The following is a 23,586-nucleotide window of genomic DNA, read 5'->3' as shown; positions in this document are numbered from 1 at the left end:
AGGGCTCACCTTAACTCTTCGGCCAGAACGGCTTCGCCATCGCGAGTTCGGGCGGAAACACCGTCACCGGCACGCCGGATTGCCACTGCACGATGGTCATGCCGGCGCCGACGCGGCGGCCTTTCTCGTCGAACTTGATCTCGCCCAGCGGGTAATATTTCGAGGGGCCCGCATCCATGGTGCGCAGCGCTGCGCCGACGGCGACGCTGTCGGCCTTGCCGGCCTTCTCCAGCGCGTCCTTGATCACCCACATGTCGCCATAGGTGGAGATCGCGTTCTGCGTCATCCACGGCTCCTTGTAGCGGGTCTTCAACTCGGCGATCAGCGCCTCGTGACCCTTGGCACCCCAGCTCGCAACGCAGGTCAAGACGCCCTGGAGCAGTTCAGGGCTCACGGTCTGCAGCATGTCCGGTTCGGCGATGGCGATGCCGAACGAGATCGTCGGCACCTTGCCCTGGCCGAGGCCGAACTCGTTCATCTTCTCGAGCAGCAGCTTGGCGTCGGAGATCACCGTCGGCAGGAAGAAGAGCAGATCGGGCTTGGCCGAGCGGATCTTCTGAACGAGCGATGTCGCGTCCGCCAGCGGCGGGGTGAACGTCTCGTCCACGATCAGCTGCAGCTGGTTCTCTGCCAGCAGGCCCTCGCGCATCGATTTCGCCGAGGCGATCGACGCGGCCGTGTTGTCGGTGAGGATCGCGACCGTCTTCGGCCGCTTGCCCGATGCCGTCTCGGCCAGCTTGATGATTTGCGGCAAGGCCTGACGGGCCTGCGAGCCTGCCGTGGCCGAGGTCTGGAACACGTATTTGAAGCCGCGATCCGTGATCAGGTCGGAGTAGGAGAGGGTGAGGACGGGCAGGTTGGCCCGCTCCGTGACCTCGGTCACCGCGAGCGTGAAGGACGACAAATAGGCGCCGCTGGCCGCGACCAGGTCGCTCTCCTGCGCCACCATGCGCTGGGCCGCGTTCTTGGCCTTCTCGGTGGTGTCCCCGGAATCCAGCACGACGAGCTTCAGCTTGGCGCCGCCGAGCGCCTTGATGCCGCCTTGCGCGTTGATGTGCTCCACCGCCATCTCGGCGCCCTGCCGCATCACCGTTCCCGGACGGGCGTAGATGCCGGAGATCGGCACCAAGAGGCCGACCTTCACCTCGGAAGGCTGCTGGGCCCAGGCGCGGGATGCGATCAGCGTGCCGGACGCGCCGGCAAGCAATGTTCGACGACTTATCGTGAATTTGCTCATGACAATCCTCCTCCCTGAAAATGCGCGATGCTATTTCTTCGGCCAGAACGGCTGCGCCTGCGCGAGCTCGGGCGGATAGACGGTGACTGGCACGCCCGATTGCCATTGCACGATGACGACGCCAGCGCCGACCCTGCGGCCCTTCTCGTCGAACTTGAGCTGGCCGCCCGGATAATATTTCGAGAGGCCGGCATCCATGGTGCGGAAGGCCTGCGCGACTGCATTGCGGTCGGCCTTGCCGGCCTTCTCCAGCGCTTCCTTCATCAGCCACATGTCGCCGTAGGTCGAGATGACGTTCTGCGTCATCCAGGGCTCCTTGTATTTGGCCTTGAGCTCGGCGATCAGCGCCTCGTGGCCCTTCGAGCCCCAGTTGGCGACGATGGTCATGATGCCCTGAACGGTCTCCGGACTCACGCTCTGGAGCATGTCCGGCTCGGCGATGGTGATGCTGAAGGACACCGTCGGGATCTTGCCCTGGCCGAGGCCGAACTCGCTGATCTTCTCGAGGCCGAGCTTGGCGTCCGACACCGCATTCGGCATGAACAGCAGCAGATCGGGCTTGGCCGAGCGAACCTTCTGAATCAGCGGCGTCGCGTCCGACAGCGGCGGGGTCCAGACCTCCTCGACGACGAGCTGGAGGCCTTCCTGCGCGAACAGCTTTTCCTTCAGTGCCTTGGCGGTCGCGACTGAGGTCGCGGTGTTGTCCATCAGCATCGCCACGGTCTTCGGCTTCTTGCCGGAGGCATTCTCGGCGAGCTTCATCAGCGTCGGCAGGCCGAGCTCGGACTGGCGGCTCGCGGTGGCGGCGGTCTGGAAGATGTATTTGAAGCCGCGGTCGGTCAGAAGGTCCGAATAGGACAGCGTCAGCACCGGCAGTTCGGCGCGCTCGGTCACCTCGGTGACCGCCAGCGTGAACGAGGAGAGATAGGCGCCGGTTGCCGCGACGAGGTCAGGCTCCTGCGCCACCATGCGCTGCGCCGCGTTCTTGGCCTTCTCGGTGGTGTCGCCGCAGTCGATCACGACCAGCTTCAGCTTGGCGCCGCCGAGCGCCTTGATGCCGCCCTGCGCATTGATGTGCTCGATGCCCATCTCGGCGCCCATCTTCATCACCTGGCCGGGGCGGGTGTAGATGCCCGACAGCGGCACGATCAGCCCGACCTTGATCTCGGCCGGTGTCTGCGCGCGCGCCACGCCGGCAAGGCCCACGGCGGCAGCGCCGGACAGCACGGTCCGTCGCGAGAGACCCTTCGACGTCTTGTTCATTTCTGTTTGCTCCCTTGTGCTTGTTCTTGTCGTCACATGCCGAGATAGGCCTTGCGCACGCGATCGTCTGCGCGCAGCGTGTCGTTGTTGCCTTCGAGCACGACATGCCCGGCTTCGAGGACGTAGCCGTGGTCGGCGGATTCCAGCGCTTCCGCCACGCGCTGCTCGACCAGCAGCATGGTCAGCCCGGAGTGGCGGCGAATCTCGATCAGCCGATCGAAGATGAAGTCGGCGGTTGAGGGCGCCAGCCCCATCGAAGGCTCGTCGAGCATCAACAGCTTCGGCGAGGAGGCGAGGCCGCGGCCGATCGCGAGCATCTGCTGCTGGCCGCCGGACATCGTGCCCGCGAACTGGTTGCGGCGCTCCTTCAGGACCGGCAGCCATTCGAAGATGCGCTCGATGTTGCTCTGCCAGTCGCGCCGGCCGCTCTCGGTCATCGCGCCCATTTCCAGGTTCTCCATCACGGTCAGCGAGGGAAAGACCTGGCGGCCCTCGGGGACGTGGGCGATACCGAGATGGGCACGCTGCGGCGGCGGCACGGCGAGGAGGTCGACGCCGTCGAAGGTGATGGCGCCGCCGCTCGGCCTCACGATGCCGGAGATCGTCTTGAACAGAGTGGTCTTGCCGGCGCCGTTGGGTCCGACGATCGCGACGAACTGGCCGGCGCCGACATTGATCGAGATGTCGTTCAGGACGGGTTTGGCCGAATAGCCCGCGCTCAATCCCTCAATTCGCAGCATGGCCCACCCATTTCTTGCCGAGATAGGCCTCGATCACGCGGTTGTCTCGCGTCACCACCTCCGGCAGGCCTTCGGTGATGACGGCGCCGTGGTCGAGCACGAGGAACCTGTCGACCAGCCGAACCATCGCCTGCATCGTGTGCTCGATGATCGCGATGGTCATGCCGTCGCGCGCGAGCTGCTGGATCACGGCGACGACCTCGTCCGCCTCGCCGTGGCCGAGGCCCGCGAGGGTCTCGTCGAGCAGCAGGATGCGCGGTTGGCCGGCGATGGCGCGGGCAAGCTCCATCAGCCGCAGCTCCTTGGTCGAAAGCTCGCCGGCGAGGCGGTCGGCGACGGCAGAGAGCCCGACACGGGCAACTGCATCGGCGGCAAGCTTGCGGGCTTCGTCGTCGGAACGCGCGCGCACATAGGCACCGACCACGACGTTGTCGAGGATCGACATGCGCAGGAATGGTCGCATCACCTGGAAGGTGCGGCCGATGCCGGCCTCGCAGATCACGTGCGGCCGTTGGCCGGACATGTTGCGGCCATCGATCAAGACCTCGCCCTCGCTCGGTTTCAGGAAGCCGTTGAGGAGGTTGAACAGCGTGGTCTTGCCGGCACCATTGGGGCCGATGATGCCCAGGATCTCGTTCTGGTGCAGCTTGAAGCTGACATTCTGCACCGCCTTGAGCCCGCCGAAGGCGCGCGAGAGGTTCTTCACCTCCAGCATGACTTCGCCGGTGGCGGCGCGCTTGCGCGCGGCCGGCTTCAGTGCCGTGACGTTGGGGGCCGATGTTTCCGCCGCGTCAGTTGCAGCCGCCTTGGTTGCGACCCGCTTGCGCAGGAGATCGCGCAGTTTCCAGAACAGCCCCTCCGGCGCCAGCAGGATGACGCAGACGATGGCGAAGCCGAAGATCACGCCCTGGATGCCCGGGAAGCGCGCCCCGGCTTCGGCGTGCAGAATCTCGGCGAGCGGGATCAGGATCACCGAACCGATCACCGGACCCCAGACCGTGCCGACGCCGCCGAACATCGCGACCGTCAGCGCCTGCGCCGATACCAGCATGCCGAACACCGATTGCGGCGTCACGACCAACAACACCTGCGCGTAAAACCCGCCGATCGCCGCGGCAATGGCCCCGCTCAGCGTGATCGCGCGCAGCTTCCAGGCGAGCGTATTGATCCCGGCCGCCTCGGCCGCCGCCTCGTTCTGCTTGATCGCGAGCAGTGCCATGCCGAAGCGGGAGCGCTCGATCACCTGCGTCAGCACGATCGTGGCCAGCATGATCGCAAGCCCCAGCAGCGTATAGACGTGCGGATCGGCGAACTGCATGTAGGCGATCGGCGCATCTCGCTTGATCGGAAGCGTCACCTCCTGGAAACCGAGCCACTCGAACACGTAGAGGATGGCGAGCGGGTAGGCGAGCATCGCCAGGGCGAAGTAATGGCCCTGCAGGCGGAAGGTCGGAAACCCGATCAGGAGCCCGGCGATGCCGCCAAGCACGGCGGCGACGGGGATCAGCAGCCACGGGGAGATATCGAAGTAGATCTGGCCGAGCGCGGTCGCATAGGCGCCGATGCCGAAGAAGGCGGCGTGGCCGAACGAGATCAGCCCGGTATAGCCGCTGAGCAGGTTCCATGACAGGCCGAACACCGCCCACACCGGCACCAGCGTGAGGATGAGCTGGTAGTAGGAATTGGTGACGCCGAGCGAGAGCGCGGCATAAGCGAGGGTGAAAAGCAGGGGAGGCAGAAAGGATCGGATCCGCATGGTCACGTCCTCTCCACCATCCGCCCGAAGAAGCCTTGCGGTCGGAAGAAGATGATGAGGAGGAAGACGGCGAAGATCGCGGCGTTCTGCAACTGCGTCGGCAGGATCAGCGTCGACATCTGCTGCACGAGCCCGATCGTCATGCCGCCCCAGAACGCGCCGATGATGCTGCCCATGCCGCCGAGCACGACGCCCGCATACATGACGATGACGTATTCGAGGCCGACGAACGGGTGGAACGGATAGTTCGTAGCGAGGAGGCCGCCGGCGATCGCCGTGATGCCGCAGCCGAGCGCGAAGGCGGTTCGGTGCGCGCGGTCGACGTCGATGCCCATATAGGTCGCGGCGGTCGGATTATCCGCGGCGGCGCGGAGCGACTTGCCGATCCGCGTGCGCGTGATCAGCAGCGAAAGCAGGATCATCATGACCAGCGAAACGATCATGTCGATGCTGCGGGCCTTGTTGAGGAAGATGCTCATGTCGAAGAAGGGGCCGAGCTCCCAGGCCGAGCTCGACAGCGGCGTGCGGATCGAGGCGAGCACCGAGCCGAACACGAGCAGACCGCCGTTCTGCAGGATCAGCGCGATGCCGAGCGTGAGGATGAGCTGGGCGTAATGGCCTTCGCCTTCGAGCGAAGCCGTGCGCGTGCCCGAGACGTGGGATATCAATGTCCGATGCACGAAGTAGCCGAACACGGCAAGCACCGGCCCGGCGAGCAGGATCGCCACGAACGGTCCGACGGCATTGCCGAAGAACGATTGAACGCCGGCGGCGGTGAACAGATAGAAGGCGGTGTACATGCCGAGCATCATGAAATCGCCATGGGCGAAGTTGATGACGCGCATGACGCCGAAGATCAGGCCGAGCCCGACGCACATCAGGCCGTAGACGGCGCCGATCAGAAGGCCCGCGGCGAGCGCTTGCAGAAATCCTTCCATCAGCTTCGCCTCCGCGCGGCTGACGAACCTAAGCGGGTCTCGAAGTCGACCATGTTTCCCCCGTACTCTCCGGCACTTCTTATGATGCCGATCGTAAAACCCGTTCCGCCGTGTCCAGGCGGCATTGCGCTGCGATGTCGCCGGCATTACCGAGCCGTTCGCAGGTCTCGATGAGTTGCTCCAGCCGGTGCGCGCGGTCCTCACCGAGCACTCCGTGAGCGGCAGCGCGAAAGCGCGCGCGAATATCTGAAGGTGTTGCGGCGATGACGTCGGGCAAGGTGTGCCGGATGGTCCGGCCGCTCCGCAGATGCACGGTCACATCCGCGCCCTGCTTGCCCGGGAACGCGGAGGTGAAGCCGGGATCCGCCTCGAGGGCCGTGACGGAGACCAGGCGGATGATGTCGGCATCGCCGAGTCCGGCGTAGTTGCCTTCCTCGATCTCGCCCCTCACGAGCGTCGCGGCGACGCTGAAGGGAATGCTCATCTTGGCCTGGAGCGCGTTCCGGTAAGGCCCCAGGAAGTCGCAGCCGGGATAGCGCACGGCGGCATCGGGGGCGCGAATGACGATGCGGTCGATCTGGTCGGTGTTGGCGAACTCGTGCGAGACGCGAAGGGCCGCTTGCGCGGCGGTCTGCGCGAAATTGCAGGCCGGGACCGGCTTGTTGTAGACGGCCGTGATCTCGCATTCGCCATTCGGGAACAGCGCGATGCTGTCGGGTGCAGCCTGGCGGCGATAGGCGGCGAACAGGCCGGCCTCGCCTTCGAGGATCGTTTCGGAGCCGAAGGCGCCGGCCGCGGCCAGGCTGATCGCCCTAATTGCATTGCCGGCGGCGAAGCCCGGATGAAAATACATGTCGGAGCCGCCGGCATGCGGCCACTCGTTCAGGCCGCTGGACGTGTTGGCCGCAATCGCGATGGCGCTGGTCGCTGCGTCTTCGGACAGGTTGAGCGCGAAACTTCCGGCGAGCGCCGCGCCCAGAGGGGCCACGAGGCCGGTCGGACGATAGAGCCGGGCGAGATCGGAGGTCAGCAACGCGCGGCCGATCCGCGCGCCGGTCTCATAGCCGATGATGGCCGCTGCGAGCAGCCTTGAGCCGTGCAGCTGCGACTGTTCGGACAGCGCGAGCAATGTCGGCCAGATCACCACGCCGTGGTGCGCAATGCTGGCGGCATGCATGTCTTCCCGCACGAGACCATGGCCCATCACGGCGTTGGCGAACGCCGCGTCGGCCGGCGAGGAGAGTTGCGAGGTCCCGATGATGGTCGCGCAACCGCCGTCATATGCGATTTGAACCGCCTGACGGCTCCACGGATGACGGCCGGCCTCGAAAGCGCAAGACAGGAAGTCGAACAGGCAGAGCTTGGCCTTGGCGACGACTTCGGACCCGAAATCGCCGAGATCGACAGCAAGTGCGCTCCGCGCCATCTGGCGCGCGAGCGATACCTTGCCGGATCCGGTCGGGCCGTTCGTCATCGCAAGTGTTTCTCCCAAAGGCTCTTGCGCTCAGCCGCGCATCTCGACCCCGGCCCACTCCTCGAGCACCTTGGCGATCGAGGTGAAATCGGATGACGCGCCGTATTTGGCGTTGGTGATCGCCAGCATCTGCCGTACCACCGCGCCGCAGACCATCGGCACGCCCATGGCCTCGGCCTCGTCAACGCAGAGACGGACATCCTTGTAGGAAAGGCCGGTGGTGAATCCGAAATCGAACGTGCCCGGCAGCACCGAGCGGGGGAATTTGTCTTCGGAGGCGCTGTTGCGGCCGCTGCTGGCGTTGATGATGTCGATCAGCACCTTGGCGTTGACGCCGCCCTTGACGCCCATGGCGACGGCCTCCGACGTGATCACCAGCGCCGCCGCCGCCATCAGATTGTTGGCGAGCTTGGCCGTCTGCGCCACGCCGGGCTTGTCGCCGGTGTAGAACAGCTTGCCAAAATTCTTCAGGATCGGCTGCACGGTCTCATAGGTCGCTTGCGGGCACGACACCATCACGGCCAGCGTGCCGTTGACGGCGCCCTTGATGCCGCCGCTCACGGGCGCATCGACCAGCGTCATGCCTTTCGCTTTCAAGCCTTCCGCGACGAACTTCGCCGCGCCTGGTCCGGAGGTCGAGAGGTCGATCACGATCTTCGCGCGGCTGCCGCTGCTGATGCCGTCCTGGCCGAGCGTCACCGCCTTCACGATGTCAGGTGTCGGCAGGCTGGCGAGCACGATGTCGGCACGGGAGGCGACGTCCGCGGGCGACTTGCCGGCGAGGGCGCCGCGCCTGACCAGCGGCTGCGTGGCGTCGGTCTGTGTGTCGTAGACGACGAGCGAATAGCCCGCGTCCATCAACCGCGCCGCCATGGGGCCGCCCATGCGGCCCGTTCCGATCACACCGAGCGTCTCTCCCGCCATCGTTCACTCCCTGTAGCGCGCCCCAGCAGGGTGCGCCGTCTTGATCTTTTCGTTGTCTGTTCGCCGGCCGTTCTGGACGGCCGCCGTCATTGTGGCGGCGGGACCCCGCGCCAGCGTTCGGATTGTTATGATTGTCAGACAAGCTGTCAAGCATAACATTTGGGGTCGACAGTTTGCCGCGGATCGGCATAAGGTCCGAAAAACGAGGAAGACGCCCCGCGTGCCGCAAGACCCGATTCCCAGCGTGAGCAGGACGCTCGCCGATTTCGTCGCGGCGACGTCGTGGGCGGACGTGGAGGCGCAGAGCGGCGAGGCGCGACGCTCGATTCTGAATTTCTTCGCCACGGCACTCGGCTCCGCACGCGATCCGGTGGTGATGGCGGCGATGCGGACCCTGTCGCCGTTCAGCGGCGCCGCGACCGCGACGGTCATCGGTCATTCGCAGCCGATGGACGCGATGTGCGCATCGTTTCTCAACGCCGTCTCGGCCAATCTGCTCGATTTCGACGACACGCATCCGGAGACAATCATCCATCCGGCAGCGCCGGTCGCAGCTCCTATCCTGGCGCTAGCGGAGACGCGCAGGCTGTCGGGACGCGAGGTGCTGACGGCCTTCGTCCTCGGCGTGGATGTCGAGTGCCGCATCGGCAACGCCGTTTCGCCGCGCCATTATGCGCGCGGCTGGCACATCACCTCGACCTGCGGGATTTTTGGTGCGGCGGCGGCTTGCGCAAAGTTGTTGGATCTACCTGCGGAAGGGATTGCGAACGCGATTGGAATCGCAGCGAGCCAGTCGGCGGGCAATGTCGAGAACCTGCCGAGCGCCGCCAAAAATGTCAGCGTTGGTAACGCAGCGCGCAACGGGCTGTTTGCTGCATTGCTGGCCCAGCAGGGTTATGAGGCGGCCCAGCGCGCCATTGAAGGCCCGCTCGGCTGGGCCCGTACCATGGGTGATGAGCCGGATATTGCTCGCCTGCTTGATGGTCTCGGCAAGACCTGGGAGATCGCCAAGAATACCTACAAGCCTTATCCTGCCGGCATCGTCTTCCATTCCGTCATCGATGCCTGTCTGAGATTGCGGGAGCAGATCGGCCGGCGGCTCGACCAGATTGACGCCGTGACCGTCCAGGGCTCGGCTCTGCTGCTTGCCCGCGGCGATCGTCCTGTCAACAACGGGCGCGATGCGCGCGTCAGTATCCATCATTGTGTGGCGTGTGGCTTGCTGCTCGGCAGGGCCGGGGTCGCTGAATTTGCAAGCGAGACGGTGGTCCAGCCCGATATCGCCCAGCTGCGGCAGAAAGTGAGGGCGCAGCTTGATGACGACATTCCAGACGGCGCCGCGCGCGTAACCTTGCGCCTATCGTCGGGGGAAGCCTTCACCGAGACCGTCGTCTCGCCGCGCGGCAGTCAGGCCGCGCCGCTCGGAGACCGCGATCTGGAAGCCAAGCTGCGCGAAGCCGTACGGACCGGTCGAAGCGACTGGAACGCCGACCGCGTCATTGACGCGGTCTGGCGCCTCGATGCGGTGGATGACGTCGCCGAGCTCATCCGATCGTTGCGGCCAGCTTCGACGTCGCCCGCATAAATTTCTAACCTAAATCTCTCAAGACCTGAAAGGGACGATCATGAGCAAGACCGAACTGTTCGAAAAAGGCCTCAAGGTTCGCAAAGAGGTCCTCGGCGAGGACTACGTCAACAAGTCGATCGCCGGTGCAGACGAGTTCACGCGAACGATGGCGGAGTGGTCCACGGAGTTCTGTTGGGGCGCGCTGTGGACCCGGCCCGGCGTCGACCGGCGCACGCGCTCGATCGTCAACCTCGCGATGCTGGGCGCGTTGAACCGACCGCACGAATTGAAGCTGCATGTGAAGGGCGCGCTGAAGAACGGGCTCACCAAGGAGGAGATCAAGGAGATACTGCTCCAGGTTGCCGTCTATTGCGGGGTGCCTGCCGGTATCGACGCTTTCCGCAACGCGCGCGAGGCCTTCAACGAGGTCGACGCGGCAGGCTCCTGAAGCATGATCCGGAAAAGTGCGATCATGCGTAAACAACAGCGCGATGGCAATTATCAAAATTGCGTCGCACTTTAGGCAGCGCCGCTGCCCAATTGGAAGACCCTATGGCTGATCCGGAATACGAACTCTTTGCGATCCGCTACGCAACGCGGGACGCGAGGCGGAGCGACCACTTCATCGGCGGCGATCCGCATGACGGGCCGATGCCGATGGACTATTTCATGTGGCTGGCGCGGGGAGGTGGGCGCACCTTCGTCATCGATACCGGGTTCAACGCCGAAATTGCGGAGCAGCGCAGGCGGACATTCCTGCGCTGCCCGGTGGAGGCTCTTGGGGCGTTCGATATCGAGCCGGCCGAGATCAAGGACGTGGTCCTCACCCATCTGCACTACGACCATGCCGGCAATTTCGACCGCTTTCCGAACGCACGATTTCATCTCCAGGAGCGCGAGCTTGCCTACGCCACGGGCTGCTACATGCAATATCCGAGGTTGTCGCATTCTTTCGAGGTCGAGGACGTCTGCGGCATTGTGCGGCTGAGCTATGCGCGCCGAGTCCTGTTCTACGATGGCGATGCTGAGATCGCTCCCGGGTTGACGGTCCATGCGGCGGGCGGACATTCCGCCGGGCTTCAATTCGTCCGGGTCAACACGCGCCGCGGTCCGGTCGTGCTCGCTTCCGACGTCAGTCACTTCTACGAAAACCTGACTAGCGAGCGTCCCTTTACGACGGCGTTTCATGTCGGCGACATGCTGGTGGGGTTCGACAAGCTGCGCGCCGCAGCGCCCGATGCGGACCACATCGTTCCAGGTCACGATCCGCTCGTCATGATGCATTATCCAGCGCCGACCCCGGATCTGGACGGTATCGCGGTCCGCTTGGATGTAGCGCCGTCCGGACCTGCTCATTCCTAGGGCGGCGAGAGGACCACGCAGCGCATCCTTGTCGAACTTCTCTCCCAGAGTGATGGACAGATCTTTCGATATTTGGCTCCAATTGGATATCGATTGCTGGAGCTAGCTGGCTAACGCTGGCTCTCGCTAGGTGGAGATGACGGGCCCCTTGCAGCAAGCGCGCGGACTGGTCCCCTTCGCTGAGATCCCCAGCCCACTTCCGAAAGTTCAGAGCTAAGGTGAAGTCGTGGATCGTACCAAGGCGTACGCCGTGTTGCGGGTCTACAGCCGGCACGACGGCATTCTGACAACGAAGAATTCTCCAACGATCTCAACGAGCGAAAAAGCCGTGAATTGTCAGAATTGCATTGAGACTGCAAAGAAAATCGAAGATTTTCTGGCTGAATACAAGGGTTCGATTTCCTTCACCCGCTCCAATCTGCCCTTTCGCCTGGCGACGCTACGCGATGATCGGATGGGCCCCTTGGCGCTGAACTCGCCTGCCGCGGATAATGTCTAGTGTCCGGAGGGGCCATGAACGAGCGGCGGCGAGGCTTTCTCATGGGTTGACTTAACTCAACGCGCAACGTCGGTTAATCGAGACAAATACATCGCTTCTGGGCTCTTCGAGGAGAACAAGATGCGGAAACTTGTCATGTTCGCCGCCGCCGCTGTGATCGTAGCGACCGGCGCGTTAGCTCCCACGAGCGCGGTGGCCGGCTGCTACCGGTTGGGCGAGACCGGCTATCACTGGTATCGTTCCTGCTGGGGCCCGCGCTGGATCTATCCTCATCATCGCGTCTGCCGGCGCGGTCATTGCTGGTACCGCTGAAGCATCGCTCCCGCGGCCTGAGTTGCTCCGGACTCGCGCGTTGCGCGACTACTTCATCTTGGACTGCGTCTTGATCGTGGCGCCGTCCACGGCGAAGGCGCCGTATCCGCGGTGGTGAAGCGTCTTGGGATTCTTCCGGGCGGGATCGATCCATGCGCGGAGGACCTCGAGAACGAACAGATTGTAGCGCGCGACCATGCTGGTGTCCGTCACGCGACATTCGAGATTGCAGAAGCATTCCTTGACCAGAGGGGCGTCGACCAGGGTCGCCGGCAGAGGCGTTAGCCCGAAGCGCTCGAATTTGTCGCTGTTGCGGCCCGAGCAATTGCCGATCCCGGCGACCGTATCGGCAAGGCTGCGTGGCGGAATTGCGATCACGGCTTGCCCAGTCGAGCGGAGCGCGGCGAAGCTGAAATTGGCTTCGCTGACGATGCACGCGATGAGCGGCGGCTCGAACTCCACCATCATGTGCCACGACATGGTCATGACATTGGGGCGCCCGCGGCTGGCCGTCGTCAGCAGAACGACGGGGCCGGGCTCGATCAGCTGGTAGACCTTCGAAAGTGCGCGTTGTCGAAAAACCATCCCGGCTGCCACCTTCCGATCGGCCTGAGAGCATTGACGCGGTTTGCGGCCGTTCGGCTCTAAAGCGCGATAAGATTCGGATGAAACGTCATCGTGCTTTAGGTTATTGTTTGAGCATGATCCTTTCGGAGAACCGCTTCGCACGTTTCCGGATCGTGCTTTAGGGAACGACGACGACTGCGCAAGGAGCGAGGCTGACGAGCTTCTGGGAGACGCTGCCGAGCAGCAAGCCTGCCAGCTGGCCGCGTCCGCGCCGTCCCACGACGATCATCTTGGTCGACGTCTGGGCCGCGAGATCGATCAGGGATTGCGTGACGTCACCCCAACATGTTCGAACTTCAATGCGGATGGGTCCTGCTTCGCGCGCACGAGCTTGCGCGGCCTTGAGGGTCTGCCCCGTCAACGCTTCCAATAGGTCACCGGCGGTGGCTCCGGTGTGCGGAAGTTGGCGAACCTCTTCCCCCAGAAGTCGATCGGCAACCGTGACGATCAGGAGATCGCATGCCAACGCTCTGGCGAGCTCTGCTGCCACGTCGATCGCGCGGCATGCGCCGCTCGATCCGTCGGTTGCCACCATGATGTTCGTCATGAGAAAGTCCCCTGGGCATTTTGAGCATTCTGTGGCGGTTGATCGGCACCGAACTGATCCTGCTCAGGCCGTGCCGGGCGCCGCGGAATAGCCGATCGGTCGGCAAAAGCACTGGACAGGAGCTGCATGGTCTCTCCCCTAGCTTGCGACGCGGACTGACGTTGGCGCCTGCAGATGCCGCTCGAACCATCGGCCGGCATGTTCGATGACGGCGTTCATGGCGCCCGGCTCGGGAAACAGGTGCGTTGCATTGGGAATGATTTCCAGTGCCGACGGTCCGCCAAGCCAGGAGAGCGCCTCCTTGTTGAGCTCGATCACGCCGAGATCGGCGCCGCCGACGATCAACAGGGTCGGCGCGCGAACATGGGGCAGAGCTTCGCCGGCAAGATCCGGACGTCCGCCACGAGAGACCACCGCGGCAATTCGGCGAGGCAACTGAGCTGCCGCGATGAGGGCGGCCGCGGCGCCGGTACTGGCGCCGAACAATCCGACAGGGAGACAGGCAACCGCAGGTTCAAGGCCTTGAAGCCAGTCGACAGCCGCGACCAGCCGTTGTCCAAGCATTGCAACATTGAAGACGTTCGAGCGGTCCTGCTCCTCTTGCGGGGCGAGAAGATCAAATAGCAATGTCGCGAAGCCGCGTGCGTTCAGTCCCTGCGCGACCGCAATATTCCGGGTGCTGAACCGGCTCGAGCCACTGCCGTGCGCAAACGCGACCAGGCCACGAGCCTTTTCCGGCAGCGTCAGCGTTCCTGCCAGCCCCAGCGGCGGAATGAGAACGTCGAGCGATCGGTCGCGTTTCATGAATCGTCCACGGTCCGGTCAGCCCTGCAGATTTTTGAGCGGCGCCGGAAGATGGGCCATCAACTTCTCGAATTCGCCGGGATCCAACTTCTCCCACAGCACTTCGTAAACGCCGCGGGCTGCCCCGAGCGCAGTGATGGGGAACTGCGGCGGAAGCTCCCTGGCGACATGTGCCGCAAACTCCTCGATGTGCCGTTCCTTGGTCGGCGTTGCCGCCATGTGCCAGCCCTCGTAGTAGATGCCGCGCACCATGATCGGCAGCTGAGCCCCGAGCTTGACAGCGACTTCCGGCGGCAGGCGATCGCGCAACGCATGCAGGACGGCTCGCAACGCATTGTAGGCTTGATGACGGTTTTCCAGGGCCAGCTGCTCGTCGATGGCCTTGAGCCAGACATTTGTTTCCTGGACCGAATGGTCCAACGCAGTCACACCCGTGGATGTGCTCATGATGTTGCTCCCGGATCAGAGACAGGTCGGCGATTATCTGCAGGCTCGGGCCGGCCTGCTTTGATGTGCCGCAAGGTTCCCCACCTGGATTGCCAGTCGCATCGGATTGATCTCGCGCAAAGCTCTGGACGCATCGTGTGCTCAGACTAATCGCCTGACAGGAGGAGCGTAACCATGCAAACCCCGGCTCAAATCGAATTCGAACACGTGATGCCGTCCCCGAAGCTGCAAGCTGCGATCGACGGGCACATCGCCGAGCTGGAAAAGCGCTACGGTCGAGCGACAGCGGGCCGCATTATCGTGAGAGGCCCCGGTAACCGTCACAAGACAGGCGGTCAGTACCAGGTGAGCATCCGGCTGTCCCTTCCCGAAGGGCGCGAGGTCAATGTCGGACGGACACCCAAGGAGGACGAGCGGTACGCCGATCTCACCTTTGCGGTGGACGATGCATTCAAGCGCGCGCGGCGGCAGCTGCAGGACCAGGTGCGTGTGATGCAAGGCCAGACTAAGCTCCACGACGGAGAGCCGGTTGGAACCGTCGTGCGTATCGATCCCAGCGGCGAGTTCGGCTTTTTGGAAGGGACCGACGGCCAAGAGATTTATTTCAATTGCAACAGCGTTGTGGAGGGGCGCGCGAACATCGCGGTTGGCTCGCAAGTCAGCTTTGTTGAGGAGCTCGGAGACAAGGGGCCGCAGGCCAGCACAGTCAGGGTTCTGAACAAGCACGGCTTGCGGACCTAGGTGCTCCATCATCGCATTGTGGAGTGCCCATGATGGATAGTAGCTGGATGCCTCGGACCGCATTGACCCGTAGCGATCGGCTGCGCCTGTTCGCCCTGGACGGCAGCACCGAGTTGGGCGAGCGCATCGCGACATCGTTGGGCTGCACGCTGGCTGCTCATGAAGAGCGCAGCTTTGGCGACGGCGAGCACAAAATCCGTCCGCTCGATGTGGTGGCCGGTTGCGACGTCTATGTCGTTCACAGTCTTCATGGTGGCCCCGTCGAAAGCCCGAATGACAAGCTTTGTCGTCTGCTGTTCTTGGTCGGCGCGCTGAAGGACGCGGGCGCCACGAGCGTGACTGCGGTCACGCCATATCTTTGCTATGCGCGAAAGGATCGCCGAACCAAGGATAATGATCCCGTGACCATCCGCTATCTGGCGTCCCTGTTCGAGGCCGTCGGTACGAGCAGGATCGTGACGCTGGACGTCCACAACGAAGCTGCCTTCGAGAACGCCTTTCGCTGTCCTTCCGTTGCACTCACGACGGCGCCGCTGCTGATCGAAAAGATCAGGTCGATCGCAGGCGACAGGCCAATCAGCGTCGTGTCCCCGGATCTGGGTGGTGGAAAGCGAGCCGATCTGTTGCGCGAGGCTCTTGAGAAGGCGTTGCGGAGGCCAATAGGAAAGGCCTTCGTCGAGAAGCATCGCAGCTCGGGCCGGGTGTCCGGCGACCTGTTTGCCGGTGATGTGACGGATGCATTCTGTGTCGTGGTCGATGACCTGATCAGCAGCGGGGGAACCCTGGTCCGTGCGGCAAAAGCGGCGCGGGCGCATGGCGCGACAACCGTCGTTGCGTGTGTTGCCCACGGCTTGTTCATGCCGGGGGCCGAGACGACACTTGCGGACGTCTCGATCGATCACATCATCGCCACGGACACCGTTCCGCCGTTCAGGCTTCCTCCCGGGCCTGTGCGTGCCAAGCTCGAGGTGATCTCGGCGGCTCCGCTGCTCGCCGAAGCCATCAGACGGCTACATCAGAACGAATCTCTGGCCGATCTGTTGATGTACCAGGCCTGACGGAGCCTTGCTTCGATCATGGGACGAGCAGCCGTTCGAGCCGCCTTGCGTCGGCTTCGGCGAGGGCGAGATAGGCACGCGCGAGGCGGGGCCATTTATCGGGTGTGCGCGGGTGCTCATCGAGCAAATGCGCGATGGACAAGCGTGCCCTCAGCATCGCGCGACCAATTCGATAAAACAGGAATACGCCGCTCGCGGGATCGTCTTGCAGCGTGCGTGCCAACCGTCGGCGGATCGCGTCACCGAACCATCGGCCGCCGAGCCGCTCGCATTCCAGATGCAGAAACGCGATCTCGTCCAATGCATCGCCGGCTCGCAAACGGGAATTGAACTCGAGACAGTCGATGATGGAATAAGGAGGCGTCAGCCAGATGTGCTCCGGCCTCAGGTCGCCGTGACCATCGACGACGAGCCTTCGCGAGACCCGTTCGACAAGTGTTTGAGAATCCTGTTCGAGAAATCGCCGTTGAGCGGACGCGACACGCAGGATCGTGCCATGCGGCAGGCCGAAGCTTCTGTTCAGGAGAACTCGCCAATCAAGGATGGCGGCTTCGTGCAGCGAGGCGAGGTAAGTTTCCGGCTCGATCAGGACCCGCGGGGCATGCGAATAGAAGCGCGCGAGAACGGTCGCCAGCTGCTCGGCGTCGGCGTTGCGAGCTTTGACGCTGCGAAGCATGGCTTCGAGCGTTTCATCCTCGTTCAGCCGGCGCATCACGACAAGCCAGTCAGCGGCTGGACCGTGGCCGCCGATCGCGTAGCCCGAGGCACTTTCCGTCAGGGGCACGACGCCGAGATAGACGTCAGGCGCAAGCCGGCGGTTGAGGCTGGCTTCCGCCAGGCACGCGGTCCTTCGGCGAGCCGACGTGGAGAAATCGAGATAGGGAAAGCGCACCGGCTTCTTGAGCTTGTAGACCCGCGCGCCGTCCATGAAGACCCAGGACATGTGGGTCTCGCGCACCTGAAGGCGGTCGGGAACGGGGCTGTAGCTCTCGGGTCGGCTCAGGAAAGCGACCTTGCGGATCAAGGCAGAGATGCTGTCGTTCGCGGCATCCTCGATCGAAACTTCGTCCTGACGCTCCAGCATGACAACTTATTGCCAAACGAACAGCGATACGGTTTGACGCTGATCAACGATCCCTGCCGCTTGCGCAATAGTCTGAGCCGAATTCAAGCGGATCTGCCGATATGCTGTTTCGAGACAGAAACGATGCCGGCCGCCAGTTGGCCGAAGCCTTGGTGAAGTACAAGAACCGCCATCCCGTGGTCCTGGCACTGCCGCGCGGCGGCGTTCCCGTGGCGGCGGAGGTGGCGGAACGGTTGGAAGCGCCCCTCGATCTGGTTTTGGTGCGCAAGATTGGCGCGCCCATGCAGCCGGAACTTGCGATGGGCGCGGTCGTGGACGGGGAGGAGCCTGTCATCGTTCACAACCAGGACGTCGTCGATTTGACCGGCGTGAGCGAGGAGACGTTCGACGCCATCTGCAAGGAGGAGCTTGTCGAGATCGACAGGCGACGCGAACGTTATCTGGGCAATCGCGCCCGGTCCGACGTCAAGGGACAGGTCGCGATCATCGTCGACGACGGCATTGCGACAGGCGCGACGACCCTCGCAGCGATCCGGGCGCTGCGAAATCGGGGGCCAAAGGAACTGATCCTCGCAGTACCGGTGGCGCCTCTCGAGACGCTGCAGCGACTGCACGGAGAGGTCGACGCGATCGTTTGCCTGGATACGCCGCGCGACTTTGGCGCGATCGGCTACTACTACCGTGATTTCAGCCAGGTCAGCGATGACGAAGTCGTCGCAATCCTGAAGCGGTTCCCGGCTAAGAAGACGACGGCACCAACCTCGTGAGCTTTCAGGCTGCCGGGAGACGAGAATTTCCGGGATTGGCATGGACACGTCACCAAGCGCACTCCTGACCGATCTGTACCAGTTGAACATGGTGCAGGCCTACCTGGAGGCGGGACAGACCGGGACCGCGGTCTTCGAGTTCTTCGTCCGCAAGCTTCCGCCGCAGCGCAATTTCCTGATGGCGGCAGGGCTCGAGCAGGCGCTGGAATTCCTCCAAGGTCTGCGCTTTTCCGATGACGAATTGAGCTGGCTCATCCGCAGCGGCAGGTTCAGCGCGCGCCTGATCGACTATCTCTCCGATTTCCAGTTCAGCGGCGACGTTCATGCTATGCCGGAAGGCACGGTGTTCTTCGCCAACGAACCGATCCTCCGCGTCACGGCGCCGCTCCCCGAAGCTCAGCTTCTCGAAACCCGGCTGATCAACGTGTTGCATTTCCAGTCGCTGATCGCGTCCAAGGCCGCCCGCATGGCGCTGCTCGCACCGGACAAGCTGCTGGTTGACTTCGGGCTGCGCCGGGCCCATGGCGCCGAAGCCGGTCTTCTGGCTGCGCGGGCCAGCTATATCGGGGGCTTTGCCGGCACCGCCACAGTTCTCGCGGAAAAATGCTTCGGGATTCCTGCCTATGGCACGATGGCGCATTCATTCATCCAGTCGTTCGACGACGAGATGGCCGCCTTCGAAGCGTTTGCGCGCGCGCGTCCGAAGGACCTCGTGCTGTTGATCGACACATACGACACCGAGGTGGCGGCCAGGAAGGTCGTGACCTTGGCTCCGCGGCTGCGGGCGCTCGGAATTACGATCCGCGGGGTGCGGATCGACAGCGGCGATCTGGTGGCGCTCTCGAGAAGTGTGAGGCAGATCCTTGATGAGGGTGGCCTCAACGACGTCACCATCTTCGTCAGCGGCGGCATCGAGGAAGAAACGTTGTTGTCCTTTGTCCACGAGGCCGCTCCCATCGACGGCATCGGGATCGGCACCAGCCTGGCGACGTCGTCCGACGTACCGGCGCTCGATTGCGCCTATAAGCTGCAGGAATATGCCGGCGAGCCGCGGCGGAAGCGTTCGACCGGCAAGGCGACCTGGCCCGGCCGCAAGCAGGTGTGGCGCCGCTACGATGCCGACGGCTATATGGCGTCGGACGTTCTGTCGACAGAAGACGACGTTCAAGAAGGAGAGGCCCTGATCGTCCCTGTGCTGCAACAGGGTCGTCCGATCGCGCGTCAGCCGCCGCTCCAGGACATCCGCGCCTACGCCCGGACGCAGTTGGAACGATTGCCGAGAGGTTTCTAAGGCCTTCAAAGCCGCTCGTCGTATCCCGTCCAGGTGGCGCCCCGGCTCCAACAAATGGCAGCCGCTGTCGACCTGAGAATGAGATAGGCCTCTGCCGCAAGTCCTTCTGATCTGGATCAAAGCGAACGCCCGGTGTGCGCCTAGCGTATTACGGCATGGAGAGCGCCTGTGCCGGTTCAGAACGCTGAAATCGCCGAGATGTTCGACCAAACCGCCGAGCTCCTGGAGATCAAGGGCGACAATCCTTTCCGTTCCCGCGCCTATCGAAATGCGGCCCGTCTGATCGAGCGCCTGCCGAAGAGCATCACGAGTTTGCTGAAAGCAGGCGAGGATCTTTCCGAGCTACCGGGGATCGGCAAGGATCTCGCGGGCAAGATCGAAACCATCGTCGCGACGCACAAATTCGATGTGCTCGACCGGCTCAAGCGCGAGCTGCCGGGTGATCTCGGTGAGATTGCCGCGCTTCCCGGGCTCGGTCCCAAGCGAGTGAAGCTGCTGTACGACAAGCTGGGTGTCCGTTCGCTCGAGGATTTGCGCCGGGCGATCAGGTCGGGACGATTGCGGGAGCTGAAAGGCTTCGGAGCCAAGAGCGAGGAGAAGCTCGCGGCTGCGCTGGCCAAGCCGCAGGCGGAAAGGCGCTTTAAGCTCTCAGAGGCCGAGGCTGAAGCGGAGGCGCTGTTGAATTATCTGCGCAGTACCAAGCCGGATCAGATCGCGGTTGCCGGAAGCTATCGCCGCAGGCGCGATACCGTGGGTGATCTCGACATTGTCGTGGCCGCGCACGGCGGCGCGGCGATCGGCGACAAGCTTACCAGGTACGAGAATGTCGCCAAGGTCCTCGCGCACGGCCCGACCAGAACGACAGTAGTCCTTCGCTCTCGCCTTCAAGTCGATCTGCGGGTCGTCCCAAAGGCGAGTTACGGGGCGGCGCTGATGTATTTCACGGGGTCGAAGGCGCATAACATTGCCCTGCGCGGCCTTGCCAACGATCGTGGCTGGAAGCTCAACGAATACGGCCTGTTCGACGGCGAGCGGCGCATTGCAGGCGCGAGCGAGGAGGAGATCTACCGCAAGCTCGGCCTTGCAGCGATTCCGCCGGAAATGCGCGAGGACCGCGGCGAGATCGCGCTCGCAAGAGCCGGTAAGCTTCCCAGGCTGATTGCGCTAGGCGATATCAGGGGCGACCTGCATGTCCATTCCAACTGGAGCGATGGTACGGCGCCGGTTGCGGACATGGCGGCCGCGGCGAAAGCCAGAGGCTACGACTACATCGCCATCACGGACCACAGCCAACATGTCACGGTGGCGCATGGTCTGGATGCCGCAAGGCTGGGCCGGCAGATCGATGAAATCGATCGACTGAACGAGAAACTGGGCGGCTTTGTCGTCCTCAAGGGAGCGGAGGTCGACATCCTTGCCGATGGGCACCTCGATCTGCCGGACAAGATCCTGTCGCGGCTCGATATCGTCGTCGCGGCCGTGCACTACAAGTTCGATATGTCTCGCAAACTGCAGACCGAGCGCATCATCCGTGCGATGGACAACGGGCACGTGTCCATCATTGCCCACCCGACTGGGCGGCTCATCGGCGAGCGCGAACCCTACGAGGTGGATGTCGAGGCGATGGTCGCGGCCGCCGCCGCTCGCGGTTGTTGTCTCGAGCTGAACGCCGATCCCGACAGGCTGGACCTCATGGACATTCACGCCCATGCGGCCAAATCGGCGGGCGTCAAGCTCGCCATCTCGACCGACGCGCATGCGGTGGCTGGTTTCGACAACATGCGATTTGGTGTCGATCAGGCACGCCGCGGCTGGCTAGGGCCATCCGACGTGATCAATACGCTGCCTTTGTCCAGTCTGCGAAGACGGTTGAGGCGCTGATTTGACTCTTTGATCCCCGTCAATGTGACGCCGGGCCGCCGTGGAATCCTTATCAATAATTGAAACACGTGAGGTTTCTGATGCGGTGCGTTGTAACCTTGAGGGACGGGAGCGCAATGGAACGGGCCATGGGCGCGCTGGCGAAGTACCGGTACACGGCGGGCGGCGAACTCGCCGCCCCGGAGGGACATCCGCGGGAGTGGAGAAAGTGGCTGCTTGAGATCAATGCGGCAGAGCTCGAAGCGATTCGGGACCACGTCGATGACGGAGATGTTATCGACGTCAAGCCGATCAGCGGATGAGGCTGCGTCGAGTTTCATGCCCTGGGGCCTGAAACTCGCGACAAAAAGCGCGCAGGGGCGGCGTGTGAGGTCTGCGCAAGGCTTGCTGCACAACGGTAGGAACCTTCATCGCTAGCCTGAGTTGGCCGCACGGGCAGGGGCCAAAGGTCACACGAGGCCAATCGTGCAAGAAGACGTGCGCGTGCGCAGCACCGCGCAGATCGCGGGTCATCCCATTCATCCGATGCTGGTGCCGATCCCGATCGCGTGTTTTGTCGGGGCGCTGCTGACCGACATCGCCTATGTCGTCAGCGCCGAGATCATGTGGGCGGATTTTTCGGCCTGGCTTCTGCTCGTCGGCGTCATCTTCGGCGTGCTGGCGGCCATCGCGGGCCTGACCGATTTCCTCGGTAACCGGCTGGTGCGGGCGCAGGCGCCGGCCTGGCCGCATTTGATCGGCAATGCGGTGGTGCTGATCCTGGCGATCTTCAACACGATGATCCACACGCGCGATGCCTGGACCTCGGTGTGGCCGAGCGGGCTCGTTCTGTCCGCGATCACCGTGCTGATCCTGCCGGTCACGGGCTGGCTCGGCTGGGCCATGGTCTATCGCCACGGCGTGGGAGTTGCGCGATGAAGCACTTGTTCACCCACGCGCTGCTGTGCTCGTCGCTGCTGTTTCTGGCCGGCTGCAATGACGGCAGCGGCGATCCCAGTGCGCAAGTCGGCGCCAACCCGACACTCCCCGACATCCAGCAATATCTGCTGCCGCCGATCCATATCGCCCGCATCGTCGGCTGGAAGAAGGACGAGACGCCGACGGTGGCGCAAGGCTTGCAGGCCAAGGCCTTTGCCACGGGCTTGCAGCACCCGCGCTCGCTCTACGTGTTGCCCAATGGCGATGTGCTGGTGGTGGAATCCAAGGCGCCGAAGGGCGCGCCGATCAAGCGGCCCAAAGAGATTGTGATGGGCTTCGTCGAGTCCTGGGCGACCTCCGGCGGCGATACTGGCCCGAGCAATCGCATCACGCTGCTGCGCGACAGCAATGGTGACGGCGTGCCGGACACGCAAAGCGTCTTTCTCGACCATCTCAATTCGCCGTTCGGCGTCGCGCTGGTCGGCAACGATCTCTATGTTGCCAACACCGACGCCATCGTCAGATATCCCTATACGGAAGGGGATACGAAGATCACCGCGCCGGGCACGGTGCTGACGCCGCTGCCGGGCGGACCGATCAACCATCACTGGACCAAGAGCCTGGTGGCGAGCCCCGACGGCTCGAAGCTCTATGCCGGCGTCGGCTCCAACAGCAACATCACCGAGAACGGCATGGAGGCCGAGCACAACCGCGCCGCCATCCTCGAGATCGATCGCGCCAGCGGCCGCTGGCGTGTATTCGCAAGCGGCCTGCGCAATCCCAACGGGCTCAGCTTCGAGCCGCAGTCCGGCGCGCTGTGGACGGTTGTGAACGAGCGCGACGAGCTCGGCCCCGATCTCGTACCTGACTACATGACCTCGGTGAAGGATGGCGGATTCTACGGCTGGCCTTACAGCTATTTCGGCCAGCACGTCGATCCCCGCGTCAAGCCGGAACGGCCGGATCTCGTGGCCAAGGCGATCGTGCCGGACTATGCCCTGAGCTCGCATGTCGCGCCGCTCGGGCTCGCCTTCAACACCGGCACCGGTCTGCCGGCGGCCTATCGCGGCGGCGCGTTTGTCGGCGAGCACGGCAGTTGGAACAGGCACGTGCTCAACGGCTACAAGGTCGTGTTCGTGCCGTTCACGGACGGCAAGCCGAGCGGCCCGCCGCAAGACATCGTCACGGGCTTTCTCAACAGCGACAACCAGGCGCGTGGCCGTCCGGTCGGTGTCGCCATCGATAAGACCGGCGCGCTTTTGGTCGCAGACGACAGCGGCAACACGGTCTGGCGGGTGAGCGCGGCGCATCCGCAACTGACGCAACATTAGACATCGAGAACGGGAGGA

General features: G+C 63.6%; 25 protein-coding genes. 13 read left to right on the top strand and 12 right to left on the bottom strand.

Annotated elements, in window-relative coordinates; translation table 11 throughout:
* Positions 1 to 10 precede the first annotated feature (10 nt).
* The 7 genes from ABIG06_RS35725 to ABIG06_RS35695 form a co-directional block, all read right to left on the bottom strand.
* A complete protein-coding gene (locus tag ABIG06_RS35725) occupies positions 11 to 1,237 on the bottom strand; it encodes an ABC transporter substrate-binding protein (RefSeq protein ID WP_370140362.1) in 1,227 nt (408 codons plus the stop codon).
* 30 nt (positions 1,238 to 1,267) lie between these two features.
* Positions 1,268 to 2,500, bottom strand: a complete 1,233-nt coding sequence (locus tag ABIG06_RS35720) for an ABC transporter substrate-binding protein (RefSeq protein ID WP_370140361.1) — start codon at positions 2,498 to 2,500, stop codon at positions 1,268 to 1,270.
* Between the two features lie 32 nt (positions 2,501 to 2,532).
* Entirely contained in the window at positions 2,533 to 3,240 is a 708-nt protein-coding gene (locus ABIG06_RS35715) for an ABC transporter ATP-binding protein (RefSeq protein WP_370140360.1), read from the bottom strand.
* Positions 3,227 to 4,996 carry an ABC transporter permease subunit gene (locus ABIG06_RS35710; RefSeq protein ID WP_370140359.1) on the bottom strand — a complete coding sequence of 590 codons (1,770 nt, stop codon included), beginning with the start codon at positions 4,994 to 4,996 and terminating at the stop codon, positions 3,227 to 3,229. Before ABIG06_RS35710 ends, ABIG06_RS35715 begins: the two co-directional genes overlap by 14 nt.
* 2 nt (positions 4,997 to 4,998) lie before the next feature.
* Positions 4,999 to 5,934 carry a branched-chain amino acid ABC transporter permease gene (locus ABIG06_RS35705; RefSeq protein WP_024341824.1) on the bottom strand — a complete coding sequence of 312 codons (936 nt, stop codon included), beginning with the start codon at positions 5,932 to 5,934 and terminating at the stop codon, positions 4,999 to 5,001.
* A gap of 79 nt (positions 5,935 to 6,013) precedes the next feature.
* Positions 6,014 to 7,408 carry an MmgE/PrpD family protein gene (locus tag ABIG06_RS35700; protein ID WP_424578551.1) on the bottom strand — a complete coding sequence of 465 codons (1,395 nt, stop codon included), beginning with the start codon at positions 7,406 to 7,408 and terminating at the stop codon, positions 6,014 to 6,016.
* Positions 7,409 to 7,438: 30 nt separating this feature from the next.
* Positions 7,439 to 8,332: an NAD(P)-dependent oxidoreductase gene (locus tag ABIG06_RS35695; protein ID WP_370140357.1), complete on the bottom strand. Its 894-nt coding sequence runs from the start codon at positions 8,330 to 8,332 to the stop codon at positions 7,439 to 7,441.
* Between the two features lie 40 nt (positions 8,333 to 8,372).
* On the opposite strand from ABIG06_RS35695, the gene ABIG06_RS35690 reads away from it, so the two are divergent.
* The 5 genes from ABIG06_RS35690 (at position 8,373) to ABIG06_RS35670 (ending at position 12,072) form a co-directional block, all read left to right on the top strand.
* Positions 8,373 to 9,917: an MmgE/PrpD family protein gene (locus ABIG06_RS35690; RefSeq protein ID WP_370140356.1), complete on the top strand. Its 1,545-nt coding sequence runs from the start codon at positions 8,373 to 8,375 to the stop codon at positions 9,915 to 9,917.
* A gap of 40 nt (positions 9,918 to 9,957) precedes the next feature.
* Positions 9,958 to 10,347, top strand: a complete 390-nt coding sequence (locus tag ABIG06_RS35685) for a carboxymuconolactone decarboxylase family protein (protein WP_008557256.1) — start codon at positions 9,958 to 9,960, stop codon at positions 10,345 to 10,347.
* A 104-nt stretch (positions 10,348 to 10,451) separates the two neighbouring features.
* A complete protein-coding gene (locus ABIG06_RS35680; protein ID WP_370140355.1) occupies positions 10,452 to 11,261 on the top strand; it encodes an N-acyl homoserine lactonase family protein in 810 nt (269 codons plus the stop codon).
* A gap of 226 nt (positions 11,262 to 11,487) precedes the next feature.
* Positions 11,488 to 11,760 (top strand): hypothetical protein, encoded by a 273-nt coding sequence (locus ABIG06_RS35675; protein WP_370140354.1) that lies wholly within the window; start codon positions 11,488 to 11,490, stop codon positions 11,758 to 11,760.
* A 120-nt stretch (positions 11,761 to 11,880) separates the two neighbouring features.
* A complete protein-coding gene (locus tag ABIG06_RS35670) occupies positions 11,881 to 12,072 on the top strand; it encodes a hypothetical protein (RefSeq protein WP_124157628.1) in 192 nt (63 codons plus the stop codon).
* A 48-nt stretch (positions 12,073 to 12,120) separates the two neighbouring features.
* On the opposite strand, the gene ABIG06_RS35665 is transcribed toward ABIG06_RS35670, so the two are convergent.
* The 4 genes from ABIG06_RS35665 to ABIG06_RS35650 form a co-directional block, all read right to left on the bottom strand.
* Positions 12,121 to 12,657 carry a flavin reductase family protein gene (locus tag ABIG06_RS35665; protein WP_370140352.1) on the bottom strand — a complete coding sequence of 179 codons (537 nt, stop codon included), beginning with the start codon at positions 12,655 to 12,657 and terminating at the stop codon, positions 12,121 to 12,123.
* A 160-nt stretch (positions 12,658 to 12,817) separates the two neighbouring features.
* The gene (locus ABIG06_RS35660) at positions 12,818 to 13,246 is read right to left on the bottom strand and encodes a universal stress protein (RefSeq protein WP_124157630.1); all 429 of its coding nucleotides are present in this window, start codon (positions 13,244 to 13,246) and stop codon (positions 12,818 to 12,820) included.
* Positions 13,247 to 13,384: 138 nt separating this feature from the next.
* The gene (locus ABIG06_RS35655) at positions 13,385 to 14,050 is read right to left on the bottom strand and encodes a dienelactone hydrolase family protein (protein WP_370140350.1); all 666 of its coding nucleotides are present in this window, start codon (positions 14,048 to 14,050) and stop codon (positions 13,385 to 13,387) included.
* A gap of 18 nt (positions 14,051 to 14,068) precedes the next feature.
* Positions 14,069 to 14,497: a DUF2267 domain-containing protein gene (locus ABIG06_RS35650; RefSeq protein ID WP_194393317.1), complete on the bottom strand. Its 429-nt coding sequence runs from the start codon at positions 14,495 to 14,497 to the stop codon at positions 14,069 to 14,071.
* A 174-nt stretch (positions 14,498 to 14,671) separates the two neighbouring features.
* Between ABIG06_RS35650 and ABIG06_RS35645 the strand changes: the two genes are divergently transcribed.
* The gene (locus ABIG06_RS35645; protein WP_124157633.1) at positions 14,672 to 15,238 is read left to right on the top strand and encodes an HPF/RaiA family ribosome-associated protein; all 567 of its coding nucleotides are present in this window, start codon (positions 14,672 to 14,674) and stop codon (positions 15,236 to 15,238) included.
* A 29-nt stretch (positions 15,239 to 15,267) separates the two neighbouring features.
* Positions 15,268 to 16,296: a ribose-phosphate diphosphokinase gene (locus tag ABIG06_RS35640; protein WP_370140981.1), complete on the top strand. Its 1,029-nt coding sequence runs from the start codon at positions 15,268 to 15,270 to the stop codon at positions 16,294 to 16,296.
* Positions 16,297 to 16,312: 16 nt separating this feature from the next.
* Here ABIG06_RS35640 and ABIG06_RS35635 read toward each other — a convergent pair whose 3' ends face one another.
* A complete protein-coding gene (locus tag ABIG06_RS35635; protein ID WP_370140349.1) occupies positions 16,313 to 17,380 on the bottom strand; it encodes a hypothetical protein in 1,068 nt (355 codons plus the stop codon).
* 101 nt (positions 17,381 to 17,481) lie between these two features.
* On the opposite strand from ABIG06_RS35635, the gene ABIG06_RS35630 reads away from it, so the two are divergent.
* The 6 genes from ABIG06_RS35630 (at position 17,482) to ABIG06_RS35605 (ending at position 23,568) form a co-directional block, all read left to right on the top strand.
* Complete coding sequence (locus tag ABIG06_RS35630) at positions 17,482 to 18,147, top strand: phosphoribosyltransferase (RefSeq protein ID WP_370140348.1); 666 nt, start codon at positions 17,482 to 17,484, stop codon at positions 18,145 to 18,147.
* A 40-nt stretch (positions 18,148 to 18,187) separates the two neighbouring features.
* Positions 18,188 to 19,438, top strand: coding sequence for a nicotinate phosphoribosyltransferase (locus tag ABIG06_RS35625; protein WP_370140347.1), 1,251 nt, complete (start codon positions 18,188 to 18,190; stop codon positions 19,436 to 19,438).
* Positions 19,439 to 19,606: 168 nt separating this feature from the next.
* Positions 19,607 to 21,319 carry a DNA polymerase/3'-5' exonuclease PolX gene (gene polX / locus ABIG06_RS35620; RefSeq protein ID WP_124157636.1) on the top strand — a complete coding sequence of 571 codons (1,713 nt, stop codon included), beginning with the start codon at positions 19,607 to 19,609 and terminating at the stop codon, positions 21,317 to 21,319.
* Between the two features lie 128 nt (positions 21,320 to 21,447).
* Positions 21,448 to 21,621: a hypothetical protein gene (locus ABIG06_RS35615; RefSeq protein ID WP_246790101.1), complete on the top strand. Its 174-nt coding sequence runs from the start codon at positions 21,448 to 21,450 to the stop codon at positions 21,619 to 21,621.
* A gap of 163 nt (positions 21,622 to 21,784) precedes the next feature.
* Complete coding sequence (locus ABIG06_RS35610) at positions 21,785 to 22,237, top strand: DUF2231 domain-containing protein (RefSeq protein ID WP_370140346.1); 453 nt, start codon at positions 21,785 to 21,787, stop codon at positions 22,235 to 22,237.
* Positions 22,234 to 23,568, top strand: coding sequence for a PQQ-dependent sugar dehydrogenase (locus ABIG06_RS35605; RefSeq protein WP_370140345.1), 1,335 nt, complete (start codon positions 22,234 to 22,236; stop codon positions 23,566 to 23,568). Before ABIG06_RS35610 ends, ABIG06_RS35605 begins: the two co-directional genes overlap by 4 nt.
* The last annotated feature ends 18 nt before the right edge of the window (positions 23,569 to 23,586 follow it).

Origin of the sequence: Bradyrhizobium sp. USDA 326 (assembly GCF_049739485.1) — a bacterium.
GTDB lineage: Bacteria > Pseudomonadota > Alphaproteobacteria > Rhizobiales > Xanthobacteraceae > Bradyrhizobium.
This window is presented reverse-complemented; position numbering and strand designations above follow the sequence as displayed.